This is a genomic window from Sutterella sp. (assembly GCF_052272535.1).
In the GTDB taxonomy this organism is placed as follows: domain Bacteria; phylum Pseudomonadota; class Gammaproteobacteria; order Burkholderiales; family Burkholderiaceae_F; genus Sutterella.
This window is the reverse complement of the sequence record NZ_DAVZJY010000054.1, coordinates 1-11,482: the sequence shown is the minus strand read 5'-3', so window position 1 is coordinate 11,482 and position 11,482 is coordinate 1. Positions and strand designations below refer to the sequence as shown.

General features: G+C 64.1%; 13 protein-coding genes and 1 pseudogene. 6 read left to right on the top strand and 8 right to left on the bottom strand.

What is annotated here, in order from left to right; genetic code table 11:
* The 4 genes and pseudogenes from ACT6Y9_RS04445 to ACT6Y9_RS04430 all read right to left on the bottom strand — a co-directional run.
* Window positions 1-274, bottom strand: a pseudogene (locus ACT6Y9_RS04445) (energy transducer TonB); the annotation flags it as partial.
* Window positions 234-629 (bottom strand): TonB system transport protein ExbD, encoded by a 396-nt coding sequence (gene exbD / locus ACT6Y9_RS04440; protein WP_295479294.1) that lies wholly within the window; start codon window positions 627-629, stop codon window positions 234-236. The pseudogene ACT6Y9_RS04445 and the gene exbD, both read right to left, overlap by 41 nt.
* Window positions 626-1,066, bottom strand: coding sequence for a TonB-system energizer ExbB (gene exbB, locus ACT6Y9_RS04435; protein WP_443743635.1), 441 nt, complete (start codon window positions 1,064-1,066; stop codon window positions 626-628). Before exbB ends, exbD begins: the two co-directional genes overlap by 4 nt.
* A 142-nt stretch (window positions 1,067-1,208) precedes the next feature.
* Window positions 1,209-3,275, bottom strand: coding sequence for a TonB-dependent receptor domain-containing protein (locus tag ACT6Y9_RS04430; protein ID WP_443743634.1), 2,067 nt, complete (start codon window positions 3,273-3,275; stop codon window positions 1,209-1,211).
* Window positions 3,276-3,841: 566 nt separating this feature from the next.
* Here ACT6Y9_RS04430 and ACT6Y9_RS04425 point away from each other — a divergent pair.
* Genes ACT6Y9_RS04425 through ACT6Y9_RS04410 form a run of 4 tightly spaced genes read left to right on the top strand, consistent with a single transcriptional unit; the run spans window position 3,842 to window position 7,648 of the window.
* Window positions 3,842-4,879 (top strand): ABC transporter permease, encoded by a 1,038-nt coding sequence (locus ACT6Y9_RS04425; protein WP_443743633.1) that lies wholly within the window; start codon window positions 3,842-3,844, stop codon window positions 4,877-4,879.
* 2 nt (window positions 4,880-4,881) lie between these two features.
* Complete coding sequence (locus ACT6Y9_RS04420; RefSeq protein ID WP_443743632.1) at window positions 4,882-5,865, top strand: iron chelate uptake ABC transporter family permease subunit; 984 nt, start codon at window positions 4,882-4,884, stop codon at window positions 5,863-5,865.
* A gap of 19 nt (window positions 5,866-5,884) precedes the next feature.
* Window positions 5,885-6,640: an iron ABC transporter ATP-binding protein gene (locus tag ACT6Y9_RS04415; protein WP_295479309.1), complete on the top strand. Its 756-nt coding sequence runs from the start codon at window positions 5,885-5,887 to the stop codon at window positions 6,638-6,640.
* Between the two features lie 48 nt (window positions 6,641-6,688).
* Complete coding sequence (locus ACT6Y9_RS04410; RefSeq protein ID WP_295479312.1) at window positions 6,689-7,648, top strand: siderophore ABC transporter substrate-binding protein; 960 nt, start codon at window positions 6,689-6,691, stop codon at window positions 7,646-7,648.
* Window positions 7,649-7,785: 137 nt separating this feature from the next.
* On the opposite strand, the gene ACT6Y9_RS04405 is transcribed toward ACT6Y9_RS04410, so the two are convergent.
* The 4 genes from ACT6Y9_RS04405 to ACT6Y9_RS04390 form a co-directional block, all read right to left on the bottom strand.
* Window positions 7,786-8,949: a pyridoxal phosphate-dependent aminotransferase gene (locus ACT6Y9_RS04405; RefSeq protein WP_295479314.1), complete on the bottom strand. Its 1,164-nt coding sequence runs from the start codon at window positions 8,947-8,949 to the stop codon at window positions 7,786-7,788.
* Window positions 8,950-9,074: 125 nt separating this feature from the next.
* The gene (locus tag ACT6Y9_RS04400; protein WP_443743636.1) at window positions 9,075-9,356 is read right to left on the bottom strand and encodes a hypothetical protein; all 282 of its coding nucleotides are present in this window, start codon (window positions 9,354-9,356) and stop codon (window positions 9,075-9,077) included.
* Complete coding sequence (locus ACT6Y9_RS04395) at window positions 9,322-9,708, bottom strand: aldo/keto reductase (RefSeq protein WP_443743631.1); 387 nt, start codon at window positions 9,706-9,708, stop codon at window positions 9,322-9,324. The genes ACT6Y9_RS04400 and ACT6Y9_RS04395 overlap by 35 nt, the downstream gene beginning before the upstream one ends.
* Window positions 9,705-10,037, bottom strand: a complete 333-nt coding sequence (locus tag ACT6Y9_RS04390; RefSeq protein WP_295479320.1) for an aldo/keto reductase — start codon at window positions 10,035-10,037, stop codon at window positions 9,705-9,707. Before ACT6Y9_RS04390 ends, ACT6Y9_RS04395 begins: the two co-directional genes overlap by 4 nt.
* On the opposite strand from ACT6Y9_RS04390, the gene ACT6Y9_RS04385 reads away from it, so the two are divergent.
* The gene (locus tag ACT6Y9_RS04385; protein WP_443743630.1) at window positions 10,036-10,887 is read left to right on the top strand and encodes an aldo/keto reductase; all 852 of its coding nucleotides are present in this window, start codon (window positions 10,036-10,038) and stop codon (window positions 10,885-10,887) included. The two genes, ACT6Y9_RS04390 and ACT6Y9_RS04385, sit on opposite strands and share 2 nt — an antisense overlap.
* The gene (locus ACT6Y9_RS04380; protein ID WP_295479326.1) at window positions 10,887-11,411 is read left to right on the top strand and encodes a CreA family protein; all 525 of its coding nucleotides are present in this window, start codon (window positions 10,887-10,889) and stop codon (window positions 11,409-11,411) included. Before ACT6Y9_RS04385 ends, ACT6Y9_RS04380 begins: the two co-directional genes overlap by 1 nt.
* Window positions 11,412-11,482 lie beyond the last annotated feature (71 nt).

Genomic DNA, 11,482 nt, shown 5'->3' with positions numbered 1-11,482 from the left:
GCTCGGTTTCGGGCTCGACGGCCTTCTCCTCGGGCGGAGGCGCCGTCTCGGCGACGGGTTCCGGAGCGGCCTCCTCGGCGGGCATGCCGCCGCCGGAGAGCTGCGCGAAGGAGAGCGACACCGACGCCGACTCGCCCGCAGGCTTGTACGAGAGCGAAGGCGCCACGTAGAGAACGGCCCAGAGAAACGGCGCGTAGACGCAGCACGCGAGAAGGAACGACTGGAGCGAGCGCTCAGCGTCCTTCTTTTTCCGTTGCGATGGTGAAGTTCTCATGGTTGTGGGCCTTGAAGAGGTCGATGACCTGGATGAAGCGGTCGAACTTGGAGTCGCGGTCGATGCGCAGCAGCACGCGTTCTTCACGCGGCAGGTTCGCGATCGCCTCGGAGAGCTCCTCCTTCGACATCTTCGAGCCGTCGAGGAAGAAGTCGCCCTCGGCGTCGACCTGCACGAGGCGCGGATTCTGGTTCGCCTTCTGCGGGGTGCTTGCGGTCTCCGACTTCGGAAGGTTGATCTGAATCTCGCCCTTCGCGATGAAGGTCGAGATGGAGAGCACCATGGCAAGGAGCACGAGCATGATGTCGATGAAGGGGACGATGTTCAGAGGCTCCTTCTTCGGAATCTCGATCATGCCTTTTCCCCCGGGTGCTGATGCGCTTCACTCCAGCGCGCGGAGAGGATGTTGATCCTCCTCTGCAGGCCGTTGTAGACGATGAGGGTCGGAATCGCGACCGTGAGGCCGAGTGCGGTCGCCTTCAGGGCGAGCGAGAGTCCCGTCATGATGTCCGAGGCGTTGATGTTGCCCGACTGGCCCATGTCGTAGAAGGTGATCATGATGCCGATCACGGTGCCGAGAAGGCCGACGTACGGGGCGTTCGAATAGATGATGTAGAGCGTCGTGAGGTTGTTCGTGAGCGCCTCATCGTAGGCGTCCTTCGTCGGGTAGTCCTCGGGACGGCACTTCTTCATGAAGAGAAGACGCTCGATCGTGAGCCACACGGTGATGAACCCCATGACGCCGAGGATGATGAAGATGGCGTAGTCGACGCTTTCCTTGATGAATTCCATTGTTTCTAGTCTCTGAAGGGAATGGAGGGGGTGCTCACTAGGAGGACGCGCCTGAAGGGGGGCGCTTCTTCTGGTTGGCCCCGGGCCGATGAGAGTCGGCCCGGATTCTAAATGAGACTCAATCTACGTCTCAACCAAGTTCTCAGAAAGTGTACGTGTACGAGAGCCAGAGGTTGCGCCCGTCGATGTACTCCTTGTAGGCGTTGGCATAGCCGTTGCCACTCAGATCCGGAACCCACTCCAGGCCGACGTCGGTGATGTTGTTGAGCGCCGCGGAGAAGTGGTGGTTCTTCTGCCAAACGTAGGTCGCGCCGATGTCGATCTTCGTGTAGTTCTTGTACTTGTCGCAGTTGGCGCCTCCCCTCGTGGACTGTCGTTCGGAGTCGAACTTCGAGGTGCTCTTCACGTATGCGCTGAAGTCCTGATACTGGTAGTCGAGACGCGCGGTGAGCGAGTGGCGCGGAAGTTCATTGGGACGCTTGGAGTCCTCCCACCCGGTGCCGCGGTCGACCAGTGAGCCCGACAGGATCTCCGCGTGCGTGTAGGTGTAGCCGCCCGTGAAGCGCAGCCCGTGGAAGGGCGCCGTGGTGAGGAGAAGCTCCACGCCCTTGGCGCGCACCTTGCCGCGGTTGATGTCGCGCGTGTCGCCCGCAGCGTTGATTGTTTCGGTGGCGAGCTTGTTCTTAAAGTCCGTCCAGAAGACCCCCAAGGTCACGCTCGCCAGGTTCTGGAGCTCAACCGTGCTCGAAAGCTCCCAGCTCCAGCTCTCTTCGGGCTTGAGGTCGGGGTTGCCGTAGGCGTCTCCCGACCCCCTCGATCCATACGAATAAATGCCGTCGGTGAGCTTCTTGATCTGCGGCGTCAGGTAGCCGTTCGCCACGCCGCCCTTGACGCTCAGCGCTTCGAAGGGCTTGTAGACCAGATAGGCGCGCGGAGAGAGGTGCGCGCCGAAGATGTCGCTCCAGTGCACGCGCCCGCCCAGGGTCGCGATCCAGTTTTCGTTCACGAAGTATTCGCCCTCAGCGTAGGCCGCGAGCGTCGTCTGATCGAGGTTCAGCGGATCGGCTACCCCGCTCTTCTTGCGGGTGTAGTCGTCGAAGGTTTCGTAGACCGCCTCGACGCCCGAGGCCAGGGTCATCGAGCCCAGAGCGCCGAACTCAAGCGGCGTATTGAGGCGGGAGCTGAATGTCCAGCTGCGGCTCGCCATCATCGGGCTGCCCGTCTGTTCGGTCCAGGGAGCGGCGCCTTGAGCGCTGCTGCCGTAGGTCTTCACCTGCTCGAGCGCGTTGTACTGCAGATAGGTCTCGAGCGTGCCGACGTCGTACTTGCCCTGATGGCCCAGCACGGCGTTGTACTTGTTCCACCAGCGGTAGGTCTGAACCGACTTGCTGCTCGAATTCATGGCGCCGCCCTTGTAGCGCGTGTAGTCGCCGTCGACATAGAGGCTGTTGGCGTCGTTCACCGTGAGGTCGAGCCGGGCGCCGAGATTGCCCGTGTAGCCATCCGTCGGCGAATGGCCCGCGTAGGGATTCTTACCGTTCGGCGCATTGGGCTTCCTGAGCTTGTAGGCGTCGCGGTCTTGCCAACGGCCGCGCAGCTGCAGCGAGAGCACGTCCTCCTTGAGGGGGATGTCGAGGTAGACGTTCGTGCCCCAGCGGTTGCCGTATTTGTCGTCTTCTTCGAACTGCGTACGCTCGATCTGGATCGACCCGGTGAACTTCTCCGGGTGCTTCTTCGTGATGATGTTCACGACGCCGCCCACGGCGTCCGAACCCCAGATGGTCGAGGCGGGACCGCGGATCACCTCGATGCGCTCGATCGCGCCCACGGGCGGCATGATCACGGAGCCCGGATCGAAGCCGTTGTTAACCATGCTCCGGGAGGTGTTCATCCTGCGGCCGTCGACGAGAATCGCCGTGTAGCCCGATTCGAACCCGCGGATGGAGATTTCGGCCGCGCCCATTTTGTTCTGGGAGATGTCCACGCCCGGAACGTCGCCCACGGCCGTGCCGATGTCGATGATGGGCTTCGTCGCGAGCTCCTCGGCCGTGATCACGGAGACGCTCGCCGGCGCCTCGCGGGTGTCCTGGGCGTAGCCCGCGGCGGAAATGACCGAGGTGTCGAGCGTGGTGTAGCCGTCGTCGGCCCAGGCGGCGGAAACGGCGGCGGCGAGCGGAAGCAGCAGGAGCGCTTTGCGTTCGAGTTTCATGTGTGGTTTCGTGCTTGGCTGTCGACGTCCGAAGCGCGACCGGCCCGGAAGTGCTTTGCGTGCGGGACCGGACGCCCTTCCCGGACGCCTTGAGTTGATCTGAAGGGACGGCGGAGCGCCCCGAAGGACGTCCGCTTCACCACCGGCTGCTCAAGGTCGGGGAATCCCGCATCCGGCTGTCTGTCAGCCCGCATACTATCCGTTTAAATGGGAATGCTTCTCTTTACGGAAAATGGATGGACAAGTTCGACCAAGAATTTTGCTTTTTTGCAATTCACTGTTTTTACTTAGATTTACCTAAGGAACTAATTCTTCCTGTGGAGGAACGTCTTTACACTTCTTAACCCGGACAAACGCGATGCATACGTTCATGTCATTGAATTAACGGAGTTTTCAGCAAAACGTTCGTTAAGTTTTGTCAACCCGTTGCAAAGAACCGTAACGATAGTGATTCTCACTTCCAAACTTGTGCAGAATGAGCGGACTTGAACCGTCTTCGGGAGTTCCACTCCCCTTGCGGCGACTGGGACTCCGCTCGGACGGAGCCGCCGGGCGCCTCCGTCCTCATGCCCAAGTCAACCGTCGTTCTTCTTCTGCTCACGGCCGTCGTGAGCGCCGCCTCGCTCCTCGTGGGGGCGGCCGACATCACGCTTCATTCGCTCCTCTCGGGCGACGTGGAGTCGCTCGAAGTGCTCTTCATCTCGCGCCTGCCGCGACTCCTCGCGATCCTCTGCACGGGCGCGGGCATGAGCATCGCGGGCCTGATCATGCAGCAGCTCTGCGCGAACAAATTCGTCTCGCCCACGACGGGCGCGACGATCTCCTCGGCGCAGTTCGGCATCCTCCTGGCGCTCCTCTTTCTGCCCGACTCCACGCTCTGGGGCCGTGCGGCATGCGCCTTCGGCGCGGCGGTTCTCGGCACCTGGATCTTCATCTGGTTCATTCTGCGCATGCCGATGAAGGACCCGGTGATGGTGCCGCTCGTAGGCATCATGTTCGGCAATGTGATCGGCGGCACCACGAACTTCCTCGCCTACCGCTTCGACATGACGCAGGCGCTCTCGACCTGGCTCGTGGGCCACTTCTCGCTCGTGCTGCGCGGGAACTACGAACTCGTCTACCTGGTGGTCCCCCTCGTCGCCCTCGCGTGGATCTACGCCAAGTGGTTCAACATCGTCGGCATGGGACGCGACTTCTCGAAAAACCTCGGCGTCAACTACACGTTCGTGCTCTTTGCGGGCCTCTCGATCGCGGCGATGATCACCGCGTCGGTGGTCACCGTCGTGGGGTCGATCTCCTACATCGGCCTCATCGTTCCGAACCTCATCGCGATCTTCAAGGGCGACGACCTGCGCGCGACGCTCGCCGACACGACGCTCTTCGGCGCGCTCTTCGTCCTCGTCTGCGACCTGATCGGACGCTTCGTGATCCTGCCCTATGAGCTCCCGATCGAGCTGATCGTGGGAACGCTCGGCAGCCTCATCTTCATCGTCCTCATCTTCTACCGGCTGCGCTTCGGGCGCCGCAGCCTCGACCGGAAGTCGCTCCTCGCGCTCTTCGGCCTCACCCGCAGGAAATCCGTCTGCACCCGGGAGGCGCTCTGAAAATGCCGGTCCTCGTCAAAGCCTTCTCGACGCCCCGCAGCAGGCGCCTCGCCCTCACGACGGGCGTGCTCTGCGGACTCGTGCTGCTCTTCTGCGCGCTCTACCAGTTCGCGTTCGTCAACCCGAAGTTCTTCGCCTATGCGATGGGGCTGCGCGCGCCGCGCCTCGTCGTGATGTTGACCGCGGGCTTCTCGATCTCGGCCGCGGCGATCGTCTTCCAGACGATCATCCGCAACAACATCGTGACGCCCTGCCTGCTCGGGATGAACTCCCTCTACCTCCTCATCCACACGGCGGTGGTGTTCTTCCTCGGCTCAGGGAGCGCCTTCGCGACGAACCCGGTGATGGCCTTCGCCGTGGACATCGTGCTCATGGGCGTGATCGCGACCTTCATCTACTACACGATCTTCCAGAAGACGGGCGGGAACGTCCTCTACGTGCTCCTCATCGGCACGGTGCTCTCGACCTTCTTCTCGAGCATGCAGAACTCGCTCACGCGCGTGATGGACCCGAACGAATACGACGCGCTCCTCAACTCCCTCATCGCGAGCTTCACGAACGTGAACCTCGCCTGCATCATCCCGGGGATCCTGCTTCTCGCCGCAATCGCCTGGTGGCTGCGGCGCGACCTCGCGATCCTCGACATCGTGAGTCTCGGGCGCGAACAGGCGGTGAGCCTCGGCGTCGACTACGAGCGCACGCTGCGCCGCCTCATGGTAGGCGTCGCGCTCTACATCGCAGTCGCGACCGCGCTCGTCGGGCCGCTCTCCTTCCTCGGACTCATCACCGCGAACGTCGCGCGGCAGCTGCTGCCGACCTACCGCCACACGTGGCTCATCGCGGGCGCGGGGCTGGTGGGCATGCTCATCCTCTGCGCGGGCCAGTTCGTCGTGGAGCACGTCATGGTCTACAGCGTCCCCGTGAGCGTCTTCGTGACGATCGGCGGCGGCCTCTACTTCCTCTACCTCATCCTCACCGCAAAGTAATCCGGCGCGGGAAGCGGACATGTTCAGCATCAAGAACCTCACCAAGACCTACGAGGATCAGACGGTCGTCAGCGACGTCTCGATCGACCTGCCCCACGGCAAAGTGATCTCCATGATCGGCCCGAACGGCGCCGGCAAGTCCACCGTGCTCGGCATGATCTCGCGCCTCATCGCGCGCACCTCGGGCACGGTCGAATTCCGGGGCCGAGACGTCGATGCCTGGGAGAGCCGGGAGCTGGCGCGCCACCTCGCGATCCTCACGCAGTCGAACAACGTGCAGATGAAGCTCACCGTGCGCGAGCTCGTAGCCTTCGGGCGCTTCCCGCACTCTGGGTCGGCCCTCTCGGCCGCCGACTGGGAGATCGTCGACCGCTCGATCCGCTACATGGAGCTCGAGCCCTTCGCCGAGCGCTTCATCGACGAAATGTCGGGCGGCCAGCGTCAGCGCGCCTTCATCGCGATGGTCCTCGCGCAGGACACCGAATACATCCTCTTTGACGAGCCGACGAACAACCTCGACATCTACCACGCCACGCAGATGATGAAGCTCGTCCGCCGGCTCTGCGACGAGCTCGGCAAGACCGTGATCCTCGTGCTCCACGAGATCAATCTCGCCGCCTTCTACTCCGACTTCATCTGCGCCTTCAAGGACGGCCGCATCGCCGCCTGGGGAAACGTCGCCGAGGTGATGACGCCGGAGACCCTGAAACGCATCTACGGGGTGGAGTTCCAGATCCACGAGATCGACGGCAAGCCCCTCGCCATCTTCCACTGACTCTCCAACCCAATACGCAACCCAGCACTCTCCGGAGGTCTGATTCCCATGTCCATCCGCATGACCCGGCGCGCCGCCGGCCTCGCCGCCCTTTCCGCGCTCGCCCTCGCGGCGCTTCCCGCCTCGACCGCCTTCGGCGCCGAGACGCTCGTCGTCGATTCGCTTGACGGCGCGAACAAGCCCGTTCAGGTGACCGTGCCGAAGAACCCCAAGCGCATCGCCGTCGCCGACTACGCCGTCCTCGACACGCTCGACCACTGGGGGCTCACGGACCGCATGGTCGCCCTCACGCAGAACACCAAGCTCCCGTACCTCGAGAAGTACTTCAAAAAGAGCGCCCGCATCACCAACATCGGCACACTGAAGGAGATCGACCTCGAGGGGCTGATGGCCTCCGAACCCGAGGTGATCTTCATCTCCGGGCGCCTTGCGAAGAAGTACGACGAACTCTCGAAGATCGCCCCGGTGATCTTCATGACGACCGACCACCACAAGGGCACCTTCCGAAGCTTCTCGGACAATCTCACGAACCTCGCGAAGATCTTCGGGAAGGAGAAGGAGGCCGCCGCCGACATCGCGCACTTCAACGGCCGCATCGAGAAGATCCGCACAGCCGCCGCCGGCAAGACCTGCCTCGTCTCGCTCGTGACGAGCGCCCACGTGAACCTCCTCGGCAACGCCGCGCGCTGCGCCATCATCGGCAATGAATTCGGCTTCAGGAACGTCGCCCAGGACGCCAACGCCAACCACGGCAACGAAGCCTCTTTCGAGCTTCTCCTCAAGCTCAACCCCGACTACTTCTTCGTTCTCGACCGCGACAGCGCGATCGGCCGCCCAGGCGCCAAGCTCGCGAAGGACGTGCTCGCGAACGAAATCGTCGACCGCACGAAGGCGAAGCAGGAAGACCACATCGTCTATCTCACCCCCGCGGCCTGGTACCTCGCCGAAGGCGGCTACCAGTCGATGAACATCCAGTTCCAGGACGTCGAGCGCGCGCTCGGCCTCTGAGCGCGTTGACAGGGCGGCCCCGTCCGATGAAGAAGGCGCCCGGAGCAATCCGGGCGTCTCCCCTCCACCGCGCCGCGCGAAAAGAAACGCGGGCTCCGTGCGGAGAACGGAACCCGCGCTCAACCCAGTGCAGACGACTACTTCTGCAGGATGGAGATCTTCTTCAGACGCTCGATCGCGTCCTCGAGCACCCGGTCGTCGCCCTTGGCGAAGTGCAGGCGCATGTAGCGGTGCTCGGGTTCGCGGAAAAAGGACGAGCCCGGAACGGCGCCCAACTTCACCTTCTCAGCGAGGTCGAGGCAGAACTGGTAGTCGTCGTCATAGCCGAACTGGCTGATGTCCACGAGCACGAAGTACGTGCCCTGCGGACGGAAGTACTTGAGTCCGAGGCTGTCGAGCCCCGAGAGGAAGAGGTTGCGGCGGTGCGTGTACTCGGCCTGGAGCTCCTCGTAGTAGTCGTCGCCGAACTTGAGGCCCGTGACCGCCGCCTCCTGGAGCGGCGCCGCGGCGCCCACCGTGAGGAAGTCGTGCACCTTGCGCACGCGGTCGAGGGCTTCGGCGGGTCCAAGGACGTAGCCGAGGCGCCAGCCGGTGATCGAATAGGTCTTCGAGAGCGAGTTGCAGATGATCGTGCGCTCGCGCATGCCCGGCAGGGCCGCGAAGTAGGTGTGCACCGCGGGCTTGTAGATGATGTGTTCGTAGACCTCGTCGGTGATCACGAAGGCATCGAACTCCTTGACGATCTTCGCGATTTTCTCGAGCTCGGCCTTCGTGAAGACCTTGCCCGAGGGGTTCGAGGGGTTGCAGAGGATGAGGGCCTTCGCACCCGCGCGGAAGGCGCTGCGCAGCTCCTCCTCGTCAAACTCGAAGGTCGGAGCCTTCAGGGGCACGAAGATCGGTTGGGCGCCCGAAAGAATCGCGTCCGCGCCGTAGTTCTCGTAGAAGGGCGAGAAGATCGCGACCTTGTCGCCCGGGTTGATCGTCGCGAGGACCGAGGCCATCATCGCCTCGGTGCCGCCGCAGGTGACGGCCACTTCGGAGTTCGGGTCGTACTCGAGGCCGCTGAAGTGCTTCACCTTCTCGCAGAGCGCTTCACGGAAGTTCTGCGCGCCCCAGGTGGTCGCGTACTGGTGCGGCCCCTGGTAGGCGACTTCGGCGAGGCGCTTGAGCATCGGTTCGGGTGGGTTGTAGTCGGGGAAGCCCTGCGCGAGGTTCAACGCGCCGTACTTCGCGCACACGCGGCTCATGCGGCGGATGACGGAGTCGGTGAAGGTGCTGCTGCGGTCTGAGAGGGTGATCATTTTCTTCCTTCCTGTCCTCTTCCGGGTGAGGAGGACCTTGGGGCGGGACGAACGGGAGGCACTTGGCGCTCCCGTGGCCCCGGGCCGCGGTCCGGTTGGGTTGGGTTTGTCGTTCGATCCCTCGATTATTGCGCCGCGGGGCGGCCTCCCGATCGACCGGGAGGCCGCCCCGCAGGAGGACGGAGGTAATACTTGCCCGCCGTCAACGGAGCTGCGCCCCCCTGCCGGCGAAGGCCGGCGCGCATCAGGGCGCGACGCGGCGCGCGTGATCGGGCCGGCAGCGATCGCCCGCGACGGGAATCGCGTCGAGAAGCGTCCGGGGAGCGGGCGAGCTCGTCCTTGGTGATCGAGATCGCGGCGGCCGCGACGTTTTCACGCAGCCGCCCGGGCTTCGTCGTGCTGGGAATCGGCGCGATCCACTGCCCTTGAGCGAGGATCCAGGCGAGCGCGATCTGCGAGGGGCGCGGTGTTCTTCTCCTCGGCGAGTTCGCGCACCGCGGCGACCAGACGCTCGTTCGCCTCGAGATTGGCCTTCTCGAAGCGCGGCACCGCACGTCGGAAGTCGTTCTCCGCCAATTCGGTCGAGGCCGTGATCGTCCCCATCAGGAAGCCTTTTCCAAGCGGGCTGAAGGGCACGAAGCCGATTCCCTCGCGCTCGAGGAAGGGCATGATCTGTGCTTCCGGCGCGCGCCACATCATCGAGTATTCGCTCTGGAGCGACGCCGGCCGGCAGACCTTGACCGCACGGGCGAGCGTCACGGGACCGGCTTCGCCCCCCAGGCGCGGATCCTGCCTTCGGCGATGAGGTCCGCCATCACGCCGGCGACCTCTTCGAGAGGCACCGCCGGATCCACGCGGTGGAAGCAGTAGAGGTCGATGCAGTCCGTGCGCAGGCGCTTCAATGAGCCTTCGAGCGACCGGCGGATCGTCTCGGGCCGCGCGTCCTGAACCTGTTTCCCTTCGTTTCGGCGGAAGCGCTCCGGGGCGCGATGCGTGCAAAATGCAGGGAACTCATTGCGGGCGGGAGCCGCGGCGCCTCCCCCGAGCGCCCCTCCGCCCGTCCCCATGCTGCAGAAGGAAGAAATCATGGAATTCAAGTGCGCCACCGACGTCTTCAAGCTTGAGAACGGCGTCGGCATTCCCTGCATCGGCTTCGGCACCTGGCAGTCGCCCGACGATGTCGCCGAACGGGCCGTCTGCGAAGCGATCGAAGCGGGCTACCGCCACATCGACACGGCGGCGATCTACCGCAACGAAAAGAGCGTCGGCCGCGGCATCCGCGCCTCGGGCGTCAAGCGCGGCGATCTCTTCGTGACGAGCAAGGTCTGGAACAGCGCCCGCGGCTACCGCACGACGCTCGAGGCCTTTGAGAAGACGCTCGAAGACCTGCAGCTCGACTACCTCGACCTCTACCTCATCCACTGGCCCGCCTCGCCCTCGCGCTTCCCGGACTGGCGCGAGGTGAACCTCGCGACCTGGCAGGCGCTCACCGAGCTCTACAAGGCCGGGCGCATCCGCGCGATCGGCGTCTCGAACTTCCGCCCGCAGCACTTGGAGCCGCTCCTCGCCGCCGAAGTGAAGCCCATGGTGAACCAGATCGAATACCACCCCGGGTACCTGCAGCAGGACGTGATGGACTACTCGCGCGCCCACGGGCTCGTGGTCGAGGCGTGGAGCCCGCTCGGGTGCGGGCGCGTCCTCAACGACCCGCGGCTCGAGACCCTCGCCCGCCGCCTCGGCGTCACCACCGCGCAGTTGGCGCTGCGCTTCTGTCTCGAGACCGGGACGCTTCCGCTCCCGAAGTCCGTGTCGGCGCAGCGCATCCGCGCGAACCTCGACGTCTTCGGCTTTGAAATGCCCGGCGACGTCGTCGCCGCCATCCGGGCGCTCCCCGAATTCGGCTTCTCCGGCCAGGATCCCGACAAGGTGACCTTCTGATGCAGATTTCCCCGAAGCTCAGCCGCGCGGGCGGCGCCGTCCTCGCCCTCACGCTCGCCCTCGGTCTCGCGGGCGGGCTCGCCGGATGCTCCAAGGAGTCCGAGGTGGCCGACGTCTCGCTCGGCTTCCTCACCTTCAAGAACATCAAGCTCGACGCCTTCGTGGACCAGGAGGTGCCGGGCGTCACCTGCCACGTCGCGAGCATCGAATCGCCCCTGACGCTCGCCGATCCGTCCGAGAGCTCGATCTCCTGCCGCCAGACGGGCGACATCACTCCGGCGATGATCGCCGCGATCGACAAGTCGAAGGACGGCGTCGTGATCTTCACGCGCTCAAAGAGCATCTTCTTCAAGTACATGAAGATCCGCCGCATCTACGATGCCGCGCACCAGACGCTCATCTACCTCTCCTACTCCACGAAGGAGACGAGCGGGAGCTTCAAGCACGCGATCTCCACCGTCCCGCTCTGGGGCACGTCCGCGTTCGTGAAGCCGCTTCCGCCCGCCCCCGCGAAGCAGTTCTGAGTCCACGGGACTCACCCGCTGCGTCCGCGCAGGTGCGAACGAAATTCGTTCGCACCTGCGGGCAGCGGGAC